The following is a 22,585-nucleotide window of genomic DNA, read 5'->3' as shown; positions in this document are numbered from 1 at the left end:
GAGACCCCCGGCGTACGGTCGGTCGCATGACGCCGAAGGACGAGACTCCCCCACAGCTGAAGAACCCGGAGATGTACGAGGCGCTCCGGGACGAGGGCAACTCGAAGGAGAAGAGCGCGCGCATCTCGAACGCCGCGGCCCAGAAGGGCAACAGCGAGAAGAAGGTCGCGGCCAAGGGCGGCCGCTCCGGCTCCTACGACGACTGGACCGTCGACGACCTGAAGAAGCGAGCCAAGGAGCTCGGCGTCACGGGCTACTCCGACCTGAAGAAGGCCGATCTGATCGAGGCGCTCCGCGAGCACTGAGGGCGGCCGGCCTGCACCCCTGGGGGGCTAGCCGGCCTTCTTCTTCGGTGCGGCCTTCGTCGCGGCGGCCTTCTTCGGCGCGGCCTTCGTCGCGGCGGTCTTCTTCGGAGCCGCCTTCTTCGAAGCCGCCTTCTTCGGAGCCGCCTTCTTCGCTGTCGCGCCCTTCGACGCTGCCGCCGCCGGAGCCGCCTTCTTCGCGGGTTTGCGCCGCGTCCCGGACCGGTTCTCCTCGACCGACTGACGCAGCGCCTCCATCAGGTCGATCACCTCGCCGCCCGTCGAGTCGTCGTCCGACTCGGACTCGCCGAAGGTCGCGTCCGTGTCGAGCGACTCGCCCTCCTTCAGCTTGGCGTCGATCAGCTGCCGCAGCTCCTCCTGGTAGTCGTCGCTGAAGTCGGCGGGCTCGAAGTCGTCGCTCAACGAGTCGACGAGCGACGACGACATGTCGAGCTCCTTGTCGCTGATCCGTGTCTGTTTCTCGAGGGCCGGGAACCGCGCCTCCCGAACCTCGTCGTCCCACAGGAGCGTCTGCAGCATGAGCACGTCGCCCCGCACCCGCAGCGCCGCCAGGCGGGTCTTCTGCCGCAGCGAGAAGTGCACGATCGCCGTCCGGTCGGTCTCCTCGAGGGTGCGACGCAGCAGGACGTACGCCTTGGGCGACGTGCCGTCGGGCTCGAGGAAGTAACTGCGGTCGAGCATGATCGGGTCGAGCTGGTCGCTCGGAACGAACTCGAGCACGTCGATCTCGCGGGACCGCTCCTCGGGCAGCGACTTCAGGTCGTCGCTCGTGAGGACGACGGTCTGATCGCCGTCGTCGAACGCCTTGTCGATGTGCTCGTAGTCGACGACCTTGCCGCAGACCTCGCAGCGGCGCTGGTATCGAATGCGCCCGCCGTCCTTGTCGTGCACCTGATGCAGGGAGACGTCGTGGTCCTCGGTGGCGCTGTACAGCTTGACGGGCACGTTGACGAGCCCGAACGTGATGGCGCCCTTCCAGATCGATCGCATGCCCCGATCATTCTCCGAGCGTCCTCCGAATGACCGCCGGTGGGGTACACACCCCGACCGCCGGAGGCGCGGTGCGAGCACCGTGGACCGCATGAGCCAATACGACAAGAAGAACCCGGTCGACCTCTACCCCGCGCCGCCCTTCCCGAAGCAGGAGCAGTCGCTGCCCGGCGAGGCCTGGAAGATGGACCCGAAGCCGGACCACGGTGAGACCAGCTACATCGGCAAGGACCGCCTGACGGGCTTCCGCGGCGTCGTCACGGGGGCCGACTCGGGCATCGGTCGCGCTGCCGCGATCGCACTCAGCCGTGAGGGTGCCGATCTCGTGCTCAGCTACCTGCCCAGCGAGCAGAAGGATGCCGAGGAGGTGCGCGATCTGCTCGAGGGCGAGGGTCGCAAGGCCGTCCTCGTGCCCGGCGACATCTCCGACGAGCAGTACTGCCGCGACCTGATCGCGACGGCCGTCGACGAGCTGGGCGGGCTGGACACCCTCGTCATGGTCGCCGGGCGCATGAAGAGCAACGACGACATCCTCACGCTGACCACCGAGGACATCGACTCGACGATCAAGACGAACGTGTACTCGCTGTTCTGGCTCACCCAGGCGGCGATCCCCCACCTCGAGCCCGGCTCGTCGATCGTCACGACCGGCTCCGTGCAGGGCACGCAGCCGAGCCCCGACAAGATCGATTACGCCCTCACCAAGGGCGCGATCGGTGTCTTCACGTCGGGTCTCGCGCAGCAGCTCGCACCGAAGGGCATCCGCGTCAACCAGGTCTCGCCCGGCCCGGTCTGGACACCGCTGCAGCCCGGCTCGGACGACGCCGAGACCGTGTCGGAGTTCGGCGGCCAGGCCCCGTTCGGCCGCCCCGGACAGCCCGCCGAGCTCGCCGCGGCGTACGTGCACCTGGTCAGCCCCGAGTCGAGCTACACGTCGGGTGCGACCATCACGATCGCGGGAGCCATGCCCGCGGTCTGACCGACACCGCGCCTCCTCGGCTCGCGGCTCTGCCAGAGACGGCGACGAGAGTCGTCGACGGCCCCTCGCCCCTCCCGGGCGGCGGGCCGTCGTCGTCGGGAGGACGAAGACGACCGCAAGCGGATCACGACACCAGGAGGCGCGCGATGGCGAGCAAGGGACGCGGCGAGACCGTCGAGGTCGGCGGGCACCGCCTGCAGCTGACGAATCTCGACAAGGTGCTCTACCCCGACTCCGGCACGACGAAGGCGGACGTGCTCGGGTACTACGCCGCCGTCGCCGAGTGGATGTTGCCGCACGTCGAGGGCCGACCGGCGACCCGGAAGCGCTGGGTGAACGGCGTCGACGGCGAGGTGTTCTTCGAGAAGAACCTGCCCGACTCCGCACCGGGCTGGATCGCCCGACACGAGATCGAGCACAAGGACCACGCCAACGTCTATCCGATGGTCAACGACCTCGCGACGCTGACCTGGCTGGCCCAGGTGGCAGCGCTCGAGGTGCACGTGCCGCAGTGGCGCTTCGGGCCGCATGGGGCGCAGCGGAACCCCGACCGACTCGTGCTCGACCTCGACCCCGGCGAGGGCGTCGGGCTCGCCGAATGCGTCGCCGTGGCCCGGGAGCTCCGGCCGATCGTCGAGGGCATGGGGCTCGAGTTGATGCCGGTGACGAGCGGCAGCAAGGGCGTGCACCTGTACGCCCGACTCGACGGCACGCAGACCAGCAGCCAGGTCAGCGAGGTCGCGCACGAGCTCGCCCGCGCCCTGGAGGCCGACCACCCCGATCTCGTGCTGAGCAGCATGGGCAAGGCCGACCGACGCGGCAAGGTGCTGCTCGACTGGTCGCAGAACAACGGCAACAAGACGACCGTCGCGCCGTACTCGTTGCGCGGACGGACCCGACCGACGGTGGCGATGCCGCGCACGTGGCGCGAGCTGGCGTCGGCGTCGCTGAAGCAGCTCGAGTACACCGATGTCCTCGCGCGTCTGAAGCGGCGGGGCGACCCGCTCGCCGACATCTCGTCACGCACACCGGTGCCGGACGGTCTGCTCGGCGAGGACTTCCGCAACACGGCGTCGCCCGAGCACGACCCCGGCGAGAAGCGACGCGATCGCCTCGAGGTCTACCGGTCGAAGCGTGATGCGTCGAAGACCGCCGAACCCGTGCCGTCGGCGGCACCGGACACGACCGATGGCCGCAGCTTCGTCATCCAAGAGCACCACGCCAGCTCGCTGCACTGGGACTTCCGACTCGAGCACGACGGCGTGCTGGTGAGCTGGGCCCTGCCCAAGGGCGAGCCCGACGACCCCGGCGTCAACCACCTCGCGGTCCAGACCGAGGACCACCCGCTCGAGTACGGCACGTTCGAGGGCACCATCGCGAAGGGCGAGTACGGCGCCGGCGAGGTCACCATCTGGGACTCGGGCGAGTACGACCTCGAGAAGTGGCGCGACGGCAAAGAGGTGATCGTGGTGCTGCACGGCGAGCAGCGCGGCGTGCGGCGTATCGCGCTGATCCACACCGGGCACGGTGGCGGGCGGGCGGAGTCGAACTGGCTGATCCATCGGATGAAGGACGAGACGGGCCCCTCGGCCGACGAACCTGCCGGGCGCGAGCGCCATCCTCGCTCGTCGCGCACGACGAGCCGGGGAGGCGGGGGTCGCCGTCGCGACGACTCCCCCGAACCCGTCGCCCCGATGCTGGCGACGGCGGTGACCGACGCCGGTCTCTCGGACGACGACGACTGGGCGGTCGAGATGAAGTGGGACGGCATCCGTGCGGTCGCCGTGGTCGACGACGGCACCGTCACGCTGACGAGTCGCAACGGCAACGACCTGACCGCGGCGTACCCCGAGTTGGCCGTGCTCGCCGAGCAGGTCGAGAGCGCAGGAGGCGCGGTGCTCGACGGCGAGATCGTCGCGGTCGACAAGAAGGGCCGACCCGATTTCGGGCTGCTGCAGACGCGGATGGGACTGACACGCCCCGCCGACGTCGCCCGCGTGGCGCCGTCGGCTCCCGTCCGGTACATGCTCTTCGACGTCCTCCGCGCGGAGGGTCGGTCGCTCGTGAAGGACACCTACGACGACCGCCGGGCCGTCCTCCAGCGCATCGTGTCGCCCGACGGGCCGATCGATGTGCCACCCGTCTTCGACGGCGACGTGGAGGCCGCGATGGAGACGTCGAAGCGCCTCCGGCTGGAGGGGGTGGTCGCCAAGAAACGCGACAGCACGTACAGCGCGGGGCGGCGGTCACGCGCCTGGGTGAAGCTCAAGCATCACGCGACGCAGGAGGTCGTCATCGCGGGCTGGCGCCCCGGTGCCGGTCGTCGCGCCGACGGTGTCGGGTCGCTGCTGATGGGCGTGCCGTCGGACGAGGGGCTCGTCTACGTCGGCCGGGTCGGCACGGGGTTCAGCGACCGCGAGCTCGACGACCTGCTCACGGCGTTCACCCGGACGGCCCGGAAGACGAGCCCGCTCGTCGGCGTCCCCGCGGCCGATGCCCGAGACGCGCACTGGATCACCCCGAACCGCGTCGGCGAGGTCGAGTTCGCCGAGTGGACACCGACCGGGCGTCTCCGCCAGCCCACCTGGCGCGGCTGGCGGCCGGACAAGGACCCGGCCGACGTCGTCCGCGAGCCCTGACCCGCGCCTCCTTCGCACTGTGCGACCATTTCGCGCCGCTCGGCCGCGCGGGTATGGCGGAAAGGCCCGACGGTGTTCACTGCAGCATGAGCACATCTCAGCCCGCACCCGCACCGGAGTCCGACGCCGCCGTGCTGCGCGGTCGCCGCACCGTGCTGGTCGTGGCGATCCTCGCGTCGTTCGTGGCGTTCCTCGACGGGTCGATCGTCACCGTGGCCCTGCCGGCGATCGCGCGGGAGCTCGGCGGCGAACTCACCCTGCAGCAGTGGGTGGTCGACGCCTACCTGCTGACGCTCGGCTCGCTGATGCTCGTGGCGGGGTCGCTCAGCGACACGTTCGGACGAGTGCGCGTCCTGCGCCTCGGTCTGATCGGCTTCGCGCTCACGAGCGTGCTGGCCGCGATCGCGCCCGACCCGGGCCTCCTCATCGCCGCCCGAGCCCTGCAGGGCGTGGCCGCGGCACTGCTCGTGCCCAGCAGTCTCGCCCTGATCACCTCGACGTTCAGCGGGCCGGCTCAGGGCAAGGCGATCGGCAGCTGGACGGCCTGGACCGGCGTCGCCTTCTTGATCGGCCCGCTCACGGGAGGCGCGCTCGTCGACACGCTCGGCTGGCGGTGGGTCTTCGCCGTCGTCGTCCTGCCGGTCCTGCTGACCCTCGTGCTGATGACGCGGCTGCCGAGCGACGCCCACCACGGTGACGCCGTCGGGGCGGGCGGTGAAGCCGGCACGGCGCGCATCGACGTCGTCGGCGCCGTGCTCGCGGCCGTCGGACTCGCCGGGCCGGTCTTCGCCCTGATCGAGGGCCAGCGGGTGGGCTTCGGCCACGCCCTCGTCCTCGTGCCGCTCGTCGTCGGCGTCGCCGCGCTGGTCGGATTCGTGTCCTGGGAGCGCCGGGCACCGCAGCCGATGATGCCGCTCGGGCTGTTCCGGGTGCGGGCGTTCACCGTGGGCAACCTGGCCACGGTCGGCATCTACGCGGCGCTCAGCCTGGGCAGCCTCGTCATCCCGCTCGTCGTGCAGGAGCTCGCCGGACTCCCCGCCACGCTCGCCGGTCTCGTGACCCTGCCCACGACGATCGTCTCCCTGCTGTTCTCGACCCTGTTCGGCACACTGGCGGCGACGCATGGGCCGCGGCTCTTCATGACCGTGGGGCCGCTCATCACGGCCTCCGGCTTCTCGTGGATGCTGCTCGTCCACGATCCGATCAACGTCTGGTGGCAGATCGTGCCCGGCGTCGTGCTGTTCGGCTTCGGCCTCTCGGTGACGGTCGCGCCGCTCACCTCGACGGTGCTGTCGCAGGTGTCGGCCCGGCAGTCGGGCATCGCGTCCGCCGTCAACAACGCGATCTCACGCGTGGCCGGGCTGGTCGCCGTGGCGTTCCTGGGCGTGATCGCCGGAGGCGCGTTGACCGTCGACGGGTTCCATCGCGTCCTCGTCGTGGTCGCGGCGCTGCTCGTGCTGAGCGCCCTCGTGTCGTTCGTCGGTCTGCGGGGGCTGCGCCGCGCCTCCTGAAGGCGTTGCCGGCGGCCGAACCTCGTTCTGGCCAATGAACCTCGTCACACCGTGGTTCGTTGGCCGGAACGAGGTTCGTAGCAGCACCCGCACGCCGGGCGGCCGCTGCTAGCGTCGTGGGGTGCCGCAGACCGACCGCCTCCGCCTCCGCCGCTGGCAGGACTCCGACCGGGAGCCCTTCGCCGCGCTCAACGCCGACCTCGAGGTCATGCGGTTCTTCCCGTCGACCCGGACTCCCGCCGAGAGCGACGCGATGATCGACCGGCTCGACGCCGGGATCGCCGAACGCGGCTACGGACTCTGGGCGGTCGAGCGCCGCGACACCGGGGCGTTCATCGGGTTCGTCGGTCTGTCGCAGCCGACGTTCGACCCGGCGTTGGCCGATCAGGTCGAGATCGGCTGGCGACTCGCCCGCGGGGCCTGGGGTCAGGGCTTCGCGACCGAGGCGGCCCGCGAGGTCGTCCGGTTCGCATTCGACCCGGACGGCGCCGACCTGGACGCGCTGATCAGCTTCACGGCGGCCGTCAACCTGCCGTCCCGCCGTGTGATGGAACGCCTCGGGATGACGTACGACATCGCCGACGACTTCGATCACCCGGCGCTGCCCGAGGGCCACGAGCTGCGGCCGCACGTGCTGTACCGCCTACGCCGCTGAACCACCTCGGTCGCTGAGAACCGGGCGCCGCGAGAGGGCCTCGGCTAGCCGATGCGCAGCCGGGTCTTGACCAGGGCGACGAGGGCTTCGTGCGAGAGCCCCACGAGGGCGGTCATGTCGCCTGAGCGGGTCGACTCGCTCGAGGTCGAGCTGCTGTCCCCGGGCGACCGGGACGGAAGGGATGCGGTCATGACGACCTCGTTTCTGGGGGCCGCGTAAGGCCCCGTCTCGTCCGGGGAACCCATCGTGTCACCTGCGCCCCCGAACAGCGGAGACGAGATCGATCACACGACGAGGGATGCTGCACCCCGATCCCTCGAACCGTACGTCAGGCCACCGACATCGTGCGAGGCCGGTTCGTTCCGCGGATGATCGGCCCGGTCATTCGGGGACGATACCGACCCGAGGAGGCGCGGTGTCGGCACCGGCCGCAGCCAGCGCCTCCTCGAGGCGGTCCAGTGGATACGTCGCGCCGACCAGCTCGCCGAACGGATAGCGGTGCCACGTCTCGGTCACGAAACCGACGGCATTCTCGAGGGCGCACGGGTCCGTCCCGGTGACACCGGCGACGGTGATGGCCGAGCGGACGAGGCGGTCCGTGCCGATCGGCAGGCTCGCGTCGAGGGAGCTGCCGTGGCCGTGACCGTGGCCCGGTGGCACCGAAGCCGGCGCCGACGTGGACACGGACGCCAGGACGAGGACGCCTCCGTCGACGACACTCGCGGCGAGGCGCGCGATCCGGTCGGCACGGCCGGAGAAGTCGAGGCCGATCGTGCGGTGGAGGCCACCGCGATCGACGGCGGCGAGGACCCGAGGCAGGGAGAGCGGCCCGCTGAGAGCGGTCGGGTCGGCGACGGCGACCGCTCCGAAGAGGAGGGCGCGGCGACGGCCGTCCTCGGTCGCCGCGAGGACGACGGGCCTCGCCCCCGCCTCGACCGCCAGGGCGACGGCCGTCAGAGCGGCCGCGCCGGAGCCCGCGACCAACACGACCTCGCCCGCGATCGGGGCACCCCAGATCGTCTGCGCCCGGGACACGGCGGCCCAGGCCGTCGCACCGGCACAGGCGACGGGCGCGAGCGCCGCCGCGGGCACGTCGTCTCCGACGACGACCACCCCGCTGCCGCGCCGCACGTGCACATGGGTCGCGAAGGCGCCCGACAGGTCCCAGTGCCGGCGCATCCGTTCGCGGCCGTACCGGGCGGCTGCCGTGCAGCGCTGCGGCAGGCCCCGGTGGCAGAACGTGCAGCGACCGCACGAGACCGTCGTCGACCAGACGACCCTCATGCCCGGTAGCAGGCGGGCCCCACCCGACGTACGGGCGTGCTGGTCGGCCGCGACGATGCGTCCGACGGCCTCGTGACCGAGGACGCCGGGAGCCGCCACGGTGCCGTCCCCCGCGATCGCACGCAGATCCGAGGGACAGATCGAAGCGAGCTCGATGCGGACGATGACGTCCCCGCGCTCCAGCCGGACGGCGGGCACGGCCACGGCCTCGAAGCGGCGTCCGGGCCCCGGCCAGACCATCGCGGTGGCGGCCTGCGGCAAGAAGTGGTCGTGCCCCGGCACCGTCGTCGGGGTCGCGATCGGCGTCGACATCTGATCCCCGTCGTTCGTGCGTATGGTGTTGCCGACGCTACGAGGGCGTGGCGAACGGCAGGTGGACGACGGACGACGCCCCGGTGAACGCCCCTCCCCCAACGACGTGTCGCGTCGGGTCGATGTTTCGTCGAAACATCGACCCGACGCGACACGTCGATCGGAAGAGGGGACGGGTGAGAGGGTCAGGCGGGGGTGAGACCGAGCTGGTCGAGCACGTCGTCGGCCTCCTCGTCGGGCGCACGGTCGGCGTCGACGACGATGTGCCGCTCGTCGGCCTGCGGCGGCTCGAGCGTCGCGACCTGCGACTCGAGCAACGCGGTCGGCATGAAGTGCCCCGAGCGCTCCTGCATGCGGCGGCCGATCAGCTCGGCACCGCCGCGGATGTGCACGAAGACGACGTTGTGCTCGCGGAGCACGTCGCGGTACTTGCGCTTGAGCGCCGAGCAGGTGATCACGCCGGGCACCCCGGCCATGGCGTGCTCGATGATCCACGACGAGACGGTGTCGAGCCACGGAGCCCGGTCGTCGTCGTCGAGCGGGATGCCCGCGGCCATCTTGGCGACGTTCTCGTCGGGGTGCAGGTCGTCGCCCTCGGCGAAGTCCCAGCCCAGACGCTCGGCCACGAGGGCGGCCACGGTCGACTTGCCCGAGCCCGACACCCCCATGAACACCAGCACCAGCGGCGCGTCGTACTTCTCGGACACGGCTGTCGGAGCCACCGGCACGGCGGCCATCAGACGAACACGTCGATCAGCATGACGCCGGCGAGGCCCGTGACGCTCAGGATGCATTCCATGACACTCCAGGTCTTGACGTTCTGACCCACGGTCGTGCGCAGGTACTCCTTGATCAACCAGAATCCGGCGTCGTTGACGTGCGACAGGAACACGGAGCCCGCGCCGATGGCGAGCACGAGCAACGACGTCTCGACACCGGACAGGTCGGCGGCCAGCGGGGCCATGATGCCGGCGGCCGTGACCGTCGCGACGGTGGCCGAGCCGGTGGCGATCCGCACGAGCGCGGCGACCAGCCACGCGACGAGGAGCACCGACACGCCGCTCTCGCGCACCGCGTCCCCGATCACCGTGCCGATGCCGGTGTCGATCAGCACCTGCTTGAACCCACCACCGGCACCGACGATCAGCAGGATGCCGGCGATGTCGGGCAGCGAAGCGCCGAGGGTCTTGCTCACGGCGGCCCGGTCCATGCCGCCGCCACGGGCGTAGAAGACCATCGCGAAGAGCACGGCGATCGTCAGGGCGACGACGGGCGTCCCCAGGAACTCGAGCAGCGACACGGCGGGGCCGGACGCGTCGGGTGCCGCGGCCTCCCGCACCGACCGGGCCAGCATGAGCACGACTGGCAGGAGGATGCCGACGAGCGCGATGGCGAAGCTCGGACGGCGACCCGGGTCGGCGTCCGAGGCGCCGGCGCCCGTGCCGGTTCCCGTCGTCGTGGTGGCGCGCTCCTCGGTGACGGTGCCCGCGCCTCCTCGGCTGGTGCTGCCGGCCGAGCCGCTCGCGGTCGCCGCGCCCTCGCCCCGAGAGACGAACAGGTCGGGCACCGGGATGTCGACCCAGCGGGCCGCGAGCTTGGAGAAGAGGGGCCCGGCGACGATCACGGTCGGGATGGCCACCAGCACGCCGAGGGCGAGGGTCAGCCCGAGGTCGGCCCCGACGGTCGAGACGGCGAGCAGCGGGCCGGGGTGCGGCGGGACGAGCGCGTGCATCGTCGACAATCCCGCGAGCGCCGGGATCGCGATGCGCATCAGCGGGACACCGCTCCGACGCGCGACGAGCACGATGACCGGGATCATCAGCACGAGACCGACCTCGAAGAACATCGGCAGACCGATGAGCGCACCGATCAGGGCCATGACCCAGGGCAGCGAGCGGGCGGAGGCGCGGCTCACCAACGTGTCGACGATGCGGTCGGCGCCACCCGAGTCGCTGAGCAGCTTGCCGAACATGGCGCCGAGTCCGATCAGGATGCCGACGCTGGTCATGGTCGAGCCGAAGCCGTTGCCGAAGCTCGTGATCGCGTCGCCGGGCGCGAGCCCCGCGGCGATCCCGACACCGACCGCGCCGATCAGCAGCGACAGGAAGGGATGGACCTTCAACCAGGTGATCAGCAGCACGATCACGGCGATGCCCACGAGGGCCGCGATGATCAGTTGCGGAGTGGAGCCCGTAGGCGTGGGTGCGGCAGTGGCCGCAGCGAGGAGATGCATTCCGTCGCGTCCTTCCGAGGACGCGTCTCTGCGACCTCATCGGCGTAGGGGTGGGAGCTCTTCTCCGCAGTCTGCCCGCGTCGATGACCGGAGGGCCGCCGAGCATGGCAAGGTTGTCGAGGAGAAGATCTGATTAGTACGACTAATCAGATTTATGGAGTGTGCCACAGTGTGGCGCGCACGGCAACGACCCCGACGAGGAGGCGCGATGAACCCCGGTCTCGGTGCGTCCCGTGAACGAGGCCTGCACGCCCAGGTCGTCGACGTGCTCGGTCAGGAGATCGTCGAGGGTCGCCATGCCGTCGGCAGCATCGTCAACGTCGACGAACTCGGCACGCGCTTCGGCGTCTCGCGCTCGGTGCTGCGCGAGGCCCTGCGGGTCCTGCAGTCGCTCGGCATGGTCGAGCCACGTCAGCGGGTCGGCACGCAGGTGCTGCCCCGCATCGCGTGGGACCTCATGAACCCGCAGGTGATCGTCTGGCGGGGCCGGGGCACGGAGTACTTCACGCAGATGCGCGAGCTGCTCGAGCTGCGACTGGGGCTCGAACCCGTCGCGGCCCGGTTGGCCGCCACCGCCATGACGCCGATCCAGGCGGCGCTCGTGCAGCAGGCCGCCACGACCATGGTCGAGTCGGGCACGGCCGGCGACGGTCGACGCTATCTGGAGGCGGATGTCGCCTTCCACACGACGATCCTGCAGAGCTGCGGCAACGCCGTGATCGGCCACTTCGCGACGACGGTCGAGGCGCTGTTGCGCACCCGCGTCGAGGAGAAGCGCTTCACGATCACGGACTACACGCCCGCGGCGGCCGACCGGCACTTCGCACTCGCCGCCGCCCTCGCCGACCGCGACCCCGAGGCGGCCTACGCGGCCAGCTTCGCGCTGCTGACCGATACGGTCGACGAGTTCGTGCGCGAGGCGCCGACTCCCGGCTGACCGGCGCCGCGCCCCCTCGGCTGACCATCGCCGCACCTCCTCGGCCGACCGGCGCCGCACCTCGCTCTGATCGATGCACCTCGTTCTGGCGAGGTGTCTTGATCAGAACGAGGTGCGCAGGTGTGGTGCGCGACGCGACGACGAGGTTCACGGGACGGCGCCCGACGTGTTCACCGCATGTTCACGGACGACCCCGCGACGGCGGCCTAGCGTCCCCCGACAGAGGGGCATCGTGCCGCGACCCGCGACGACGTCGCATCCCTCGGACAAGGGGATGAACCATGGACGTCCTGCTCACGGTCACGCTCGTGATCGTCGTGGCGCTGGTCTTCGACTTCACGAACGGGTTCCACGACACCGCCAACGCCATGGCGACCTCCGTCGCCACCGGCGCGCTCAAGCCCCGCGTCGCGGTACTCATCTCGGCCGTGCTGAACCTCGTCGGCGCGTTCCTCTCGACGGAGGTCGCCAAGACCGTCTCGAACGGCATCATCCGCGAGGGCGACGGCGGGGTGCAGGTGACACCCGTGATGATCTTCGCCGGCCTGGTCGGGGCGGTGCTCTGGAACCTCGCCACCTGGTACCTCGGGCTGCCGTCCAGCTCGTCCCACGCTTTGTTCGGCGGCCTGATCGGCGCCGCCGTGATCGGGGCCGGCGTCGGTGCCGTCGACTTCGGTGTCGTGCTGTCCAAGGTGGTGCTGCCCGCCCTGCTCTCGCCGCTGGTCGCCGGCGTCGTGGCCCTGGTCGCGACCTACGCCGCCTACCGCATCACGAAGAACGCCCGCGCCCGCGGCTCGGAGGCCGCCTTCCGTCACGGGCAGACCGTGAGCGCCTCGCTCGTCTCCCTCGCCCACGGCACGAACGACGCGCAGAAGACGATGGGCGTGATCACGCTCACCCTGGTCGCGGCCGGGTACCAGGGCGCGGGCACGGCCCCGCAGTTCTGGGTGATCCTCGCCTGCGGCCTCGCCATCGCCCTCGGCACCTACATCGGCGGCTGGCGGATCATGCGCACCGTCGGCAAACGGATCACCGACGTGCAGTCCCCGCAGGGCTTCGCGGCCGAGACGAGCTCGGCCGCGACCATCCTGATCTCGTCCCACCTCGGGTTCGCGCTGTCGACGACCCAGGTGACCTCGGGCTCGATCGTCGGAGCCGGACTCGGCAAGAGACTCGCCACGGTGCACTGGGGCGTCGTCGGGCGGATCGCCTCGGCCTGGGTCGTGACCCTGCCCGCGGCCGCGCTGGTCGGCGGTCTCGCCGCGTGGATCGCGAGCTCCAGCACGTTCGGTCTCGTGATCGTGGCCGTCCTCGCGCTCGCCGGCGGCATCGTCTTCTACACCCTGGCCAAACGCCACCCGATCACCCAGCACACCGTGAACGACAGCGACGAGGCGCCCGAGAAGGTCGACGCCGGGCGCTTGACCGAGGAGGCATGACCATGGACATCGACATCGACTGGGGTGCGTTCGTCGTCGTGTTCGGCGTCGCGCTGGCCGCGACGGCCGTCGTGGTGGGATCGTTCGCGCTCGGCATCCGGCTGATGGCGAACGGGCGTCTCGACCCGGCGTGGACGCCGGACGACTCCGCGCGACCGGCCGCGGCAGGAGGCCCGGCAGGGCAGGGTGCAGCACGGACAGCGGCCGCCGCCCCGCCCCGGCCGCTGATCGTGACACTCGGCTCGGGCTTGTGCTTCGCGATCGGCGTGTTCGCCGTGCTGACCGGTCTCTGGCTGGCCATCCCGCAGTTCCACTAGGCCGACGTCCGCGCCGCCCCGACGATGAACACCTCGCACAGCGGACCCCGAGTCGATCATCAGCCACCGGTCACGTCTCGTTCACGTGCCGGTCGCATCCGAGGCGGAGCATCGACCCCATGATCGCGATCAGTGCAGTCGTCAGGCCGTCGGACGGCATCGGCACCGTGCGCACCCTCGAGCGGAGCTTCCGTCGCCGCTACGAGAACGTCCCGATCAAGGCGCATCAGTTCATCGTCCGCTTCGCCGACGGCCCCGTGCTCGTCACCGACGAATTCGGTGTGCTGCGCGTGGAGGCGGTCGTGGCCGACGAGTACGCCGAGGGCGTGTTCAAGCGGTCCCTGCAGGCCGAGCTCGACGAGCGACTCGACGGCCGCCGACTCGAGGTCGACTGGAGCCGCTCCGAGACCGTCCCCACGGCCCTGCGCTGACGCCGCCGCCCGCGCGGCCGTGCTGCCGCGTGGCGGCGCGCGTGACGCCTAGGCTGCGGGCATGACGACATCGCGACCGGGCGGCGACGGCGTCGACGTGTGGCTGGTCGACGATCCGGACTCGGCGAGCCAGGTGCTCCGCACGATCGTCGGCTCCGCCCTCGGACGCCCCGCGGACGCCGTCGTGATCGACCGCGAGCCCTGCCGACGCTGCGGGGGCCCGCACGGGCGACCCGTCGTCCGCGACGGCGACGGCCTGCACGTGAGCCTCTCGCGCACCTCCGGGTTGGCGCTCGTCGCCCTCCGCCGCGGACTCCCCGTCGGCGTCGACGTCGAGCGCCGCCGCCCCGTCCCCGAGCTGGCGGCGGTCGCCCTCTCGCGAGACGAGACGGGCGACGACCCGCTGCGCAGCTGGGTCCACAAGGAGGCACTGGTCAAGTCGACCGGCGACGGCCTGACCCGAGACCCCGCGTCGTTCTCGCTGCACCCCGGCCCCGGGCCGGGCACCCGCACCGCCGCGGGCTTCGCCGAGACCACCGTCGAGCTGCGGCTCGGGCATCCCGACGGCGCCGACGTGGTCGCAGTCGTCGCCGGTATCGGTCTCACCGCCGATGCCGTCGTCGTTCATCTGCCGTCTACCGTGACCTCCTAGGTTCGCGCCGTGTCTCACGACCTCACGACCCCCGGTACGAACGCATCCGACGACGAGACCACGCCGGACGCCGGCCTGACTCCCGGCCTGTTCGCCCGCTCGCCCCTCGCGGCACCCGAGCGCACCCTGGTCGACGTGCTGCGCGCCACCGTCGAGCAGCACCCCGAGGCCTCCGCCCTCGAGGACGAGCGCGGCGCCGTCAGCTACCGCGAGCTCGCCGTGGCGGTCGAGCGAGCGGCCCGCGTGCTCCGTGACGCCGGGGCCGGCCGCGGCGATCGGATCGGCGTGCGCATGCCGTCCGGCGATCGTCGGCTGTACCTCGCCATCCTCGCGATCCTCACCGCGGGCGCCGCCTACGTGCCCGTCGACGCCGACGACCCCGACGAACGGGCCGCCCTCGTCTTCGGCGAAGCGGCTGTGGCCGGGATCGTCGGGGGCGGCGGCGTCTTCGTGCCGAGCCCCGGCCGCGCGGGCGACTCGGCCGACCTGTTCGCGCGAGCGGTGTCGACCGACGCGAGCCGCGCCTCCTCGGCTCCGACAGCGACACCGACACCGACACCGGCGCCGACACCGGACGCGGCGCCGGTGCTCGCGACGACCCCCGAGCCGGGCGACGACGCCTGGATCATCTTCACGTCGGGCTCGACCGGGACGCCGAAGGGCGTGGCCGCGAGCCACCGGTCGGCGGCGGCGTTCGTCGACGCCGAGGCGAGGCTCTTCCTCCAGGACGAGCCGATCGGCCCGGGCGACCGGGTCCTGGCGGGTCTCAGCGTCGCGTTCGACGCGTCCTGCGAAGAGATGTGGCTCGCCTGGCGGCACGGGGCGTGCCTCGTCCCGGCACCGCGCAGCCTCGTCCGCACGGGTGCCGACCTCGGGCCCTGGCTCGTCACGCACGGCATCACCGTCGTGTCGACGGTACCGACGCTCGCCGCGCTCTGGCCCGCCGACGCCCTCGAGAGCGTCCGGCTGCTGATCTTCGGCGGCGAGGCGTTCCCGGCCGACCTGGTCGACCGCGTCTGCGGCGACGGCCGCGAGGTCTGGAACACGTACGGTCCCACCGAGTCGACCGTGGTCGCGACCGGTGCCCTGGTGCAGCCCGGCGATCCGATCCGCATCGGTCACCCCCTCGACGGCTGGGACACCGCCGTCGTCGACCCCGCCGGCGACCGCGTCGGCCTGGGCGAGGTCGGCGAGTTGATCATCGGCGGCGTCGGGCTGGCCCGCTATCTCGACCCGGCCAAGGACGCCGAGAAGTACGCCCCGCACGACGGGCTCGGGTGGGCTCGCGCCTACCGCAGCGGCGACCTCGTCCGCTTCGACCCCGAGGGCCTCACCTTCGTGGGTCGCGCCGACGACCAGGTGAAGGTGGGCGGGCGTCGCATCGAACTCGGCGAGATCGAGTCGGCGCTGCAGGCCCTGCCCGGGGTCGCCGGCGCCGCCGCGGCCGTCCGGCGCACCGAGGCCGGCAACCAGGTCATCGTCGGCTACCTGGCACTCAGCCACGGCGCCGACGGCTTCGACCGTTCCTCGGCCCTCACGCGTCTGCGCGAGGAGCTGCCCGCCGCGCTCGTGCCCCTGCTCGCGGTCGTCGACGGCGACCTGCCGACGAAGACGTCGGGCAAGATCGACCGCGACGCGCTGCCGTGGCCGTTGCCCGACCAGGGCGGCGACGACGATCGCATGGGCCCGGACGCCGCCGTGCTCGCCGCCGACTGGCAGGCCGTGCTCGGGGTGCCGGTCGGTGACGTCGACGCGCACTTCTTCGACCTCGGCGGCGGCTCGCTCGCGGCCGCCCAGCTGGTGGCGCGCATCCGCCGACGCGACCCCGAGTACACGGTCGCCGACGTCTACTCGCACCCGCGGCTCGGCTCGATGTCCGACGCGTTGACGCAGCGGGCCCGCGACCGGGCGGGCGACGTCGGCGGCGGAGACCCCGCCGAGTTCCACCGCACGGCTCCGACCCCGGCGCGTACCCAGTGGGCGCAGACGCTGCTCGGCCTACCGCTGCACGTGCTGAGCGGCGCGCGCTGGCTCGTCTACACGCTGACCGCGTCGACCGTGCTGTCGTGGTGGGACGGCTTCGCCTGGCTGCCGCGCGTGGACGTCTGGCTGCTCGTGCTCGGGCTGATCGTGTTCGTCACCCCGTTCGGACGCATGGCGATCTCGGTGCTCGCCTCGCGCCTCCTGCTCGCCGGGGTCCGTGCCGGTGACCACCCCCGGGGTGGTTCGGTGCACCTTCGTCTCTGGCTGGCCGAACAGGTCGCCCAGCAGATCGCGGCGGTCGGCCTCGCCGGCGCCCCCTGGGTCACGTACTACGCCCGGGCACTCGGCGCTCGGATCGCCCCCGACGTCGACCTGCACACCCTGCCGCCGGTCACCGGCATGCTGCGCATCGGGCGCGGCGCCGCCATCGAGCCCGAGGTCGACCTGTCGGGCTACTGGATCGACGGTGACGTCCTGCGCATCGGCGCCGTCCGGATCGGCGCGGGCAGCACGGTGGGCATGCGGAGCACGCTGCTGCCGGGGACCCGCATCGGCAAGAACGCCGCGATCGCACCCGGATCGGCGGTCTTCGGCCGGGTCCGCTCGGGGCAGGCCTGGTCGGGCTCCCCCGCCGCCCGCGTCGGCAAGAACAGCACCTGGTGGCCCGCCGAGCGACCGGCCCGCAACACGCGGTGGCTCTGGGCCTACGCCCTGTCGTCGGTCGCCCTGTCGCTCGTCCCGATCGTCGCCCTGATCGCCGGAGGCGCGGTGATCGCCCTCGGGACGGCCGGCTCGTCGACCATCGGCGCGGCCTGGTGGCGCGCCCTCGCCCTGCTCGCCCCGGCCACCCTCGTCGCGGGCGTCGTGGCCGCCGTCGTCGTCGTGGTCTGCGTGCGACTGCTCGCCCTCGGCGTGGACGAGGGCACGTACCCGACGCGCAGCCGGGTCGGCTGGCAGGTCTGGAGCACCGAGCGCCTGCTCGACCTGTCGCGCACATTTCTCTTCCCGCTCTACTCGAGCCTGTTCACCCCGGTCTGGCTCAGGCTGCTCGGCGCGACGGTCGGCCGCGACGTCGAGGCGTCGACGGTGCTGCTGCTGCCGTCGATGACGACGATCCGCGACGGGGCCTTCCTCGCCGACGACACGCTCGTGGCCTCGTACGAGCTGGGCGGCGGCTACCTGCGGGTCGCCCGCGCCGAGATCGGCCGACGGGCGTTCCTCGGCAACTCGGGCATGACGGCGCCGGGTCACACGGTGCCCAAGGACGGTCTCGTCGCCGTCCTGTCGGCCGCACCCCGCCGCTCGAAGGCCGGATCGTCGTGGCTCGGCTCGCCACCCGTCCGCCTCCGCCGCACCGTCGCGGTCGCCGACGAGTCGCTGACCTTCCGTCCCCCGACGCGTCTGCGCGTCGCCCGCATCGTCTGGGAGCTCAGCCGCGTCGTCCCCGTCGTCGTCACGTGCGGCATCGGCCTCGGCCTCGTCTTCTCCCTCGCCGCCCTGACGCTCGTCTGGGGCCCGTGGTGGACCGTCCTCGTCAGCGGCGCGATCATGCTCGCGGTCGGCGCGGTGGCGGCCGGGGTGAGCACCGCGGCGAAGTGGCTGTTGATCGGGCGCGTGCGCCCCGGCGAGAAGCCGCTCTGGTCGTCGTTCATCTGGCGGAGCGAGACCGCCGACGTGTTCACCGAGATGTGCGCGGCGCCCTGGTTCGCCCGGGCGGCTGCCGGTACGCCCGCGCTCGTCTGGTGGTTGCGCAGTCTCGGCGCGTCCATCGGCCGCGGCGTCTGGACCGACTCCTACTGGCTGCCCGAGGCCGATCTCGTCGAATTGGGCGACGGCAGCACGGTCAACCGGGGGTGCGTCGTGCAGACGCACCTGTTCCATGATCGAATCATGAGCATGGACACCGTCACCCTCGACGCCGGCTCGACCCTCGGGCCGCACAGCGTCGTCCTCCCCGCCGCCGTGATCGGCTCGCACGCCACGGTCGGGCCCGCCTCCCTCGTCATGCGCGGCGAGGACGTGCCGACCGGCACCCGCTGGAGCGGCAACCCGATCGGTCCCTGGCGCGAGGTGCGTTTCGCCGATTACCACGCCGTCACCTCGTGACGGGAGACACGCGGCCCGATCCCTACACGCCCGACAGCGGCAACACCGGCTACGGAGTCGACTCGTACGATCTCGACCTCGGCTACCGCGTGGCGACCAACCGGCTCGACGGGGTCGCGACCCTCGTCGTGGTGGCCGACCGGCGCCTCCGGACGTTGTCGCTCGATCTGGCGGGGCTCCGGGTGTCGAAGGTGCGCATCGGTCGCGGCAAGACGCGCTTCACACAGTCGGCGACGAAGCTGTCGATCACCCTGCCGCAGCCGGTCGAGCCGGGCGAGCGCTTCACGGTCGTCATCGACTACTCGGGGTCGCCCGCTCCCCGGTCGAGCCCCTGGGGCGAGATCGGCTGGGAGGAGCTCACCGACGGCGTGATCGTCGCGGCCCAGCCGAACGGTGCGTCGACCTGGTTCCCGTGCAATGACCGGCCCGACGACAAGGCGACCTATCGCATCCGGGTCGCGGCCGAGTCGGGCTACACCGTGGTCTGCAACGGCCGCCTCACCTCGCGCAAGACGACGGCGGGTCGCGTCAGCTGGACCTACGAGCAGCACGAGCCGACGTCGACCTATCTCGCGACGGTGCAGATCGGTCGGTACGAGTCGATCCCGGTCGCCCTCGGCTCGGCCGAGGCGCCGATCGCCGGTGCGCTCGTCGGGCCGCCCGAGCTGCGCTCCCGCATCGCCCACGACTTCGACCCGCTCCCGCGCATGATGGCCTGCTTCACCGAGTCCTTCGGCCCCTATCCGTTCGACGGCTACACCGTCGTCGTCACGGCCGACGACCTGGAGATCCCCTTGGAGGCGCAGGGCGCGGCCGTCTTCGGCGCCAACCACGCAGACGGCCGGTCGGGTGCCGAGCGGCTGATCGCCCACGAGCTGGCGCATCAGTGGTTCGGCAACAGCGTCGGCGTGGCCGCCTGGCGGCACATCTGGCTGAACGAGGGCTTCGCCTGCTACGCCGAATGGCTCTGGTCGGAGTACTCGGGCGGGGTGTCGGCGCACACCCACGCGACCCGCACGCGCCTGCGCCTCGCGCTGCCCCCGCACGACATCGTCGTCGGCGACCCCGGCCCGGGCGCCATGTTCGACGACCGCGTGTACAAGCGCGGCGCGTTGACGTTGCACGCCCTGCGACTCACGGTCGGCGACGAGGCGTTCGTCGACGTGCTGCGCTCGTGGGCCGGCGAGAACCGGCACGGGGTCGTCACGACCGCCGACTTCGTCGCCCACTGCGAGCGCCGCACGGGCGCCGACCTCGGCGGCCTGTTCGCCTCCTGGCTCGACGAGCGGGCCCTGCCGAAGCTGCCGGCCAGCCGGGCCTGATCCCCCCGGCCGGCCGAGCGGCCCGGCCGACCGGCTCGGCCGACCGGGACGATCCCGTCCCGGTCGGCCTCACCGCGTCCGATCGACCGCCGTCAGCGGACCGTCGGCACGCGGTCGATCGAGACCCGGGTGGAGCGGGCATCGGCCCCGGTCACGCCGTAGACCCCACCGGTGAGGTCGAGGGTCGCCGTCGTCTCACGGATGTCGCACGAGGGCCCGACCCAGAGGTCGATGGCGCCGGGCTCGACGACGCGGTGGTGCCCCCGGTCGGTGAAGGCCAGACGGGCGGCCGGCACGGTGAACGACACCCGCGCCTCCTCACCGGGGTCGAGGGCGACCCGGGCGAAGCCGAGCAGTTGCGCCACGGGCCGCGTCACGGAGCCCGTCACGTCGTGCCCGTACAACTGCACGACGTCGGTCCCGGGGCGGTCGCCGGTGTTGCGCACGGTGACGGTCGCGACGAACGCGTCCCCGGCCTCGACCGCCGCGTTCTCGAGCCCGAGGTCCGACCGCTCCCATGTCGTGTACGACAGCCCGTGCCCGAACGGCAGCACGGGCGTGCTGTCGGCGCTCGTGACCTCCGAGGGGCCGCCGAGCGTCGGGTGCAGGTACGAGTAGGGCTGCGCGCCCGCCGACCGCGGCAGCGACACGGGCAGCCGCCCCGAGGGCGCGACCCGGCCCGAGAGCACGGAGGCGAGGGCGGGGCCGCCCTTCTCCCCCGGGAAGAACGCCTGCACCACGGCCGACGGAGCGGACGGCCCGCCGATCGCCCAGTCGATCGCGTAGGGCCGGCCCGAGAGCACGACCATCACGACGGGCGTGCCGGTCGCGACGACGGCCTCGACGAGGTCGCGTTGCAGGCCGGGCAGTTCGAGGCTCTCGACGTCGTTGCCCTCGCCGACCGTCCCCCGTCCGAACAACCCGGCGCGGTCCCCCACGACGACCAGGGCGACGTCGGCACGGCGAGCCGACTCGACCGCGGCCTCGATGCCCGAGCGGTCGTCGCCCTCGACGTCGCAGCCCGTCTCGCTGGTCACGGACCAGTCGGGCAGCTCGGCCCGCAGCGCCTCGAGCAGGGTCGGGACGTCGATGCCGAGCGGCACGTCGGGGTGGTGCGCCAGCACGTGGTTGGCGAACGAGTAGCAGCCCATCATGGCGGCGGCGCTGTCGGCGTTGGGGCCGACGACGGCGATGGTGCCGGCCGTGCCGGAGGGCAGCAGCGGCAGCGTGCCGTCGTTCGTCAGCAGGACGAGCGACTCCTCGGCGAGGCGGCGGGCCGTCTCGCGATGGGCCGGACTGTCCAGGTCGACCTGGTCGGGCGCGGCGTCGAACGTCTCGTCCAGCAGTCCGAGCTCGTCCTTCTGTCGGAGCACCCGCAGCACGGCACGGTCGACCAGCGCCTCGTCGACCAGGCCGGCACGGACACGCTCGGCCAGTGGAGCCGTGTAGGCGTCGCCGGTGGGCAGCTCGACGTCGATCCCGGCCTCGAGGGCCAGCGCGGCCGCCTCGCCGCGATCCGCCGCGACCCGGTGCATCACCTCGAGGAACGCCACCGAGAAGTAGTCGGACACGACGACGCCGTCGAACCCCCACCGGTCGCGCAGCAGCTCGGTCAGGTATTCGGGCGTGGCCGCGACGGGCACGCCGTCGATCTCCGCGTACGAGTTCATCACCGAGCGGACCCCGCCGTCGAGGACGGCCATCTCGAACGGGGGCAGCAGCACGTCCGAGACGAACCGGGGCCCGACGTGCGCCGGCGCGTGATTGCGCCCGGCGTCCGATGTCGAGTAGCCGACGAAGTGCTTGAGGGTGGCGTGCACCCCCGCCTGTTGCAGGCCCCGCACGTAGGCCGTGCCGAGGGTGCCGACGACGTACGGGTCCTCGGCGATGCACTCGTCGACGCGTCCCCAGCGCACGTCGCGGATCACGTCGAGCACCGGGGCGAGCCCCTGGTGCACGCCGAGCTCGCGCATCGACCCGCCGATCAGCGTCGCCATGTGCTCGACGAGCTCCTCGTCGAACGACGCTCCCCAGGCGAGCGGCGTCGGGAAGGTCGCGGCCTGCCAGGCCGCCAGCCCGGTGAGACACTCCTCGTGCACGATCGCCGGGATGCCGAGTCGGGTCTCGGAGCGCAGACGACGCTGTTCGCCCCATAACCAGGAGGCGCGCTCGACCGGGTCCACCGGTCGCGTCCCATAGACCCGCGTCAGGTGCCCGAGACCGTGCGCGGTGGCCTCGTCGTAGCGACCGGTGGTGGTCATCTCGCCCTGCATGGGCGCGACGACGTCGCCACCGAAGTCGACCCACCAGCCGACGATCTGGCCGAGCTTCTCGTCCAGCGTCATCTCGGCCAGCAGGGCGGCCGGGCGGTCGACCGCGATGCCCGTCTCGAGCGTGTCCGTCTCGGTCGTGTCTGTCATCTCGACCCGCGCCTCCTGGTCTGAGGGTGTCGTCACGTCGGGGTCGATGCGG

18 protein-coding genes are annotated in these 22,585 nt (G+C 72.0%); 12 read left to right on the top strand and 6 right to left on the bottom strand.

Annotated features, from left to right (window positions below; genetic code table 11):
• Nucleotides 1–26 precede the first annotated feature (26 nt).
• The gene (locus ACPEEZ_RS05325) at nucleotides 27–305 is read left to right on the top strand and encodes a DUF7218 family protein (protein ID WP_423923535.1); all 279 of its coding nucleotides are present in this window, start codon (nucleotides 27–29) and stop codon (nucleotides 303–305) included.
• 27 nt (nucleotides 306–332) lie between these two features.
• On the opposite strand, the gene ACPEEZ_RS05320 is transcribed toward ACPEEZ_RS05325, so the two are convergent.
• Entirely contained in the window at nucleotides 333–1,313 is a 981-nt protein-coding gene (locus ACPEEZ_RS05320; protein WP_423923533.1) for a Ku protein, read from the bottom strand.
• Nucleotides 1,314–1,404: 91 nt separating this feature from the next.
• Between ACPEEZ_RS05320 and ACPEEZ_RS05315 the strand changes: the two genes are divergently transcribed.
• The 4 genes from ACPEEZ_RS05315 (at nucleotide 1,405) to ACPEEZ_RS05300 (ending at nucleotide 7,097) form a co-directional block, all read left to right on the top strand.
• Nucleotides 1,405–2,292: an SDR family oxidoreductase gene (locus ACPEEZ_RS05315; protein ID WP_423923531.1), complete on the top strand. Its 888-nt coding sequence runs from the start codon at nucleotides 1,405–1,407 to the stop codon at nucleotides 2,290–2,292.
• A gap of 146 nt (nucleotides 2,293–2,438) precedes the next feature.
• Nucleotides 2,439–4,931 (top strand): ATP-dependent DNA ligase, encoded by a 2,493-nt coding sequence (locus tag ACPEEZ_RS05310; protein WP_423923529.1) that lies wholly within the window; start codon nucleotides 2,439–2,441, stop codon nucleotides 4,929–4,931.
• Nucleotides 4,932–5,017: 86 nt separating this feature from the next.
• Nucleotides 5,018–6,442, top strand: coding sequence for an MFS transporter (locus ACPEEZ_RS05305; protein ID WP_423923527.1), 1,425 nt, complete (start codon nucleotides 5,018–5,020; stop codon nucleotides 6,440–6,442).
• Between the two features lie 121 nt (nucleotides 6,443–6,563).
• Nucleotides 6,564–7,097, top strand: coding sequence for a GNAT family N-acetyltransferase (locus ACPEEZ_RS05300; protein ID WP_423923525.1), 534 nt, complete (start codon nucleotides 6,564–6,566; stop codon nucleotides 7,095–7,097).
• Between the two features lie 44 nt (nucleotides 7,098–7,141).
• On the opposite strand, the gene ACPEEZ_RS05295 is transcribed toward ACPEEZ_RS05300, so the two are convergent.
• From ACPEEZ_RS05295 to ACPEEZ_RS05280, 4 genes are all read right to left on the bottom strand, one after another.
• Nucleotides 7,142–7,288, bottom strand: a complete 147-nt coding sequence (locus ACPEEZ_RS05295) for a hypothetical protein (protein ID WP_423923523.1) — start codon at nucleotides 7,286–7,288, stop codon at nucleotides 7,142–7,144.
• Nucleotides 7,289–7,478: 190 nt separating this feature from the next.
• Nucleotides 7,479–8,693: an alcohol dehydrogenase catalytic domain-containing protein gene (locus ACPEEZ_RS05290; protein ID WP_423923521.1), complete on the bottom strand. Its 1,215-nt coding sequence runs from the start codon at nucleotides 8,691–8,693 to the stop codon at nucleotides 7,479–7,481.
• Between the two features lie 185 nt (nucleotides 8,694–8,878).
• Nucleotides 8,879–9,430, bottom strand: coding sequence for a gluconokinase (locus tag ACPEEZ_RS05285; protein WP_423923519.1), 552 nt, complete (start codon nucleotides 9,428–9,430; stop codon nucleotides 8,879–8,881).
• Nucleotides 9,430–10,926: a GntP family permease gene (locus ACPEEZ_RS05280; RefSeq protein WP_423923517.1), complete on the bottom strand. Its 1,497-nt coding sequence runs from the start codon at nucleotides 10,924–10,926 to the stop codon at nucleotides 9,430–9,432. Before ACPEEZ_RS05280 ends, ACPEEZ_RS05285 begins: the two co-directional genes overlap by 1 nt.
• Nucleotides 10,927–11,134: 208 nt before the next feature.
• On the opposite strand from ACPEEZ_RS05280, the gene ACPEEZ_RS05275 reads away from it, so the two are divergent.
• The 7 genes from ACPEEZ_RS05275 (at nucleotide 11,135) to ACPEEZ_RS05245 (ending at nucleotide 20,113) form a co-directional block, all read left to right on the top strand.
• Nucleotides 11,135–11,863 carry a FadR/GntR family transcriptional regulator gene (locus tag ACPEEZ_RS05275; RefSeq protein ID WP_423923515.1) on the top strand — a complete coding sequence of 243 codons (729 nt, stop codon included), beginning with the start codon at nucleotides 11,135–11,137 and terminating at the stop codon, nucleotides 11,861–11,863.
• Between the two features lie 281 nt (nucleotides 11,864–12,144).
• Nucleotides 12,145–13,302 carry an anion permease gene (locus ACPEEZ_RS05270; protein WP_423923513.1) on the top strand — a complete coding sequence of 386 codons (1,158 nt, stop codon included), beginning with the start codon at nucleotides 12,145–12,147 and terminating at the stop codon, nucleotides 13,300–13,302.
• Nucleotides 13,299–13,619 carry a hypothetical protein gene (locus ACPEEZ_RS05265; RefSeq protein WP_423923512.1) on the top strand — a complete coding sequence of 107 codons (321 nt, stop codon included), beginning with the start codon at nucleotides 13,299–13,301 and terminating at the stop codon, nucleotides 13,617–13,619. The genes ACPEEZ_RS05270 and ACPEEZ_RS05265 overlap by 4 nt, the downstream gene beginning before the upstream one ends.
• Nucleotides 13,620–13,738: 119 nt before the next feature.
• Nucleotides 13,739–14,050 (top strand): hypothetical protein, encoded by a 312-nt coding sequence (locus ACPEEZ_RS05260; protein ID WP_423923510.1) that lies wholly within the window; start codon nucleotides 13,739–13,741, stop codon nucleotides 14,048–14,050.
• Nucleotides 14,051–14,111: 61 nt separating this feature from the next.
• Nucleotides 14,112–14,702, top strand: a complete 591-nt coding sequence (locus ACPEEZ_RS05255) for a 4'-phosphopantetheinyl transferase family protein (protein ID WP_423923508.1) — start codon at nucleotides 14,112–14,114, stop codon at nucleotides 14,700–14,702.
• A 75-nt stretch (nucleotides 14,703–14,777) separates the two neighbouring features.
• The gene (locus ACPEEZ_RS05250) at nucleotides 14,778–18,791 is read left to right on the top strand and encodes a Pls/PosA family non-ribosomal peptide synthetase (RefSeq protein ID WP_423924181.1); all 4,014 of its coding nucleotides are present in this window, start codon (nucleotides 14,778–14,780) and stop codon (nucleotides 18,789–18,791) included.
• Entirely contained in the window at nucleotides 18,788–20,113 is a 1,326-nt protein-coding gene (locus ACPEEZ_RS05245) for a M1 family metallopeptidase (RefSeq protein WP_423923506.1), read from the top strand. The genes ACPEEZ_RS05250 and ACPEEZ_RS05245 overlap by 4 nt, the downstream gene beginning before the upstream one ends.
• A gap of 92 nt (nucleotides 20,114–20,205) precedes the next feature.
• Here ACPEEZ_RS05245 and ACPEEZ_RS05240 read toward each other — a convergent pair whose 3' ends face one another.
• The gene (locus ACPEEZ_RS05240) at nucleotides 20,206–22,458 is read right to left on the bottom strand and encodes a glycoside hydrolase family 3 N-terminal domain-containing protein (RefSeq protein WP_423924180.1); all 2,253 of its coding nucleotides are present in this window, start codon (nucleotides 22,456–22,458) and stop codon (nucleotides 20,206–20,208) included.
• Nucleotides 22,459–22,585 lie beyond the last annotated feature (127 nt).

The organism is Frigoribacterium sp. 2-23 (assembly GCF_049601585.1).
GTDB lineage: Bacteria > Actinomycetota > Actinomycetes > Actinomycetales > Microbacteriaceae > Frigoribacterium.
Note: the sequence above shows the minus strand (reverse complement) of the source record. Positions and strands in the feature narration are given on the sequence as shown.

What these genes read in the sequence shown, in the direction of transcription:
- ACPEEZ_RS05325 (WP_423923535.1), top strand. Translation starts at nt 27, where the DNA reads ATGACGCCGAAGGACGAGACTCCCCCACAGCTGAAGAACCCGGAGATG.
- ACPEEZ_RS05320 (WP_423923533.1), bottom strand. Translation starts at nt 1,313, where the DNA reads ATGCGATCGATCTGGAAGGGCGCCATCACGTTCGGGCTCGTCAACGTG.
- ACPEEZ_RS05315 (WP_423923531.1), top strand. Translation starts at nt 1,405, where the DNA reads ATGAGCCAATACGACAAGAAGAACCCGGTCGACCTCTACCCCGCGCCG.
- ACPEEZ_RS05310 (WP_423923529.1), top strand. Translation starts at nt 2,439, where the DNA reads ATGGCGAGCAAGGGACGCGGCGAGACCGTCGAGGTCGGCGGGCACCGC.
- ACPEEZ_RS05305 (WP_423923527.1), top strand. Translation starts at nt 5,018, where the DNA reads ATGAGCACATCTCAGCCCGCACCCGCACCGGAGTCCGACGCCGCCGTG.
- ACPEEZ_RS05295 (WP_423923523.1), bottom strand. Translation starts at nt 7,288, where the DNA reads ATGACCGCATCCCTTCCGTCCCGGTCGCCCGGGGACAGCAGCTCGACC.
- ACPEEZ_RS05290 (WP_423923521.1), bottom strand. Translation starts at nt 8,693, where the DNA reads ATGTCGACGCCGATCGCGACCCCGACGACGGTGCCGGGGCACGACCAC.
- ACPEEZ_RS05285 (WP_423923519.1), bottom strand. Translation starts at nt 9,430, where the DNA reads ATGGCCGCCGTGCCGGTGGCTCCGACAGCCGTGTCCGAGAAGTACGAC.
- ACPEEZ_RS05280 (WP_423923517.1), bottom strand. Translation starts at nt 10,926, where the DNA reads ATGCATCTCCTCGCTGCGGCCACTGCCGCACCCACGCCTACGGGCTCC.
- ACPEEZ_RS05275 (WP_423923515.1), top strand. Translation starts at nt 11,135, where the DNA reads ATGAACCCCGGTCTCGGTGCGTCCCGTGAACGAGGCCTGCACGCCCAG.
- ACPEEZ_RS05270 (WP_423923513.1), top strand. Translation starts at nt 12,145, where the DNA reads ATGGACGTCCTGCTCACGGTCACGCTCGTGATCGTCGTGGCGCTGGTC.
- ACPEEZ_RS05265 (WP_423923512.1), top strand. Translation starts at nt 13,299, where the DNA reads ATGACCATGGACATCGACATCGACTGGGGTGCGTTCGTCGTCGTGTTC.
- ACPEEZ_RS05260 (WP_423923510.1), top strand. Translation starts at nt 13,739, where the DNA reads ATGATCGCGATCAGTGCAGTCGTCAGGCCGTCGGACGGCATCGGCACC.
- ACPEEZ_RS05255 (WP_423923508.1), top strand. Translation starts at nt 14,112, where the DNA reads ATGACGACATCGCGACCGGGCGGCGACGGCGTCGACGTGTGGCTGGTC.
- ACPEEZ_RS05240 (WP_423924180.1), bottom strand. Translation starts at nt 22,458, where the DNA reads ATGACGCTGGACGAGAAGCTCGGCCAGATCGTCGGCTGGTGGGTCGAC.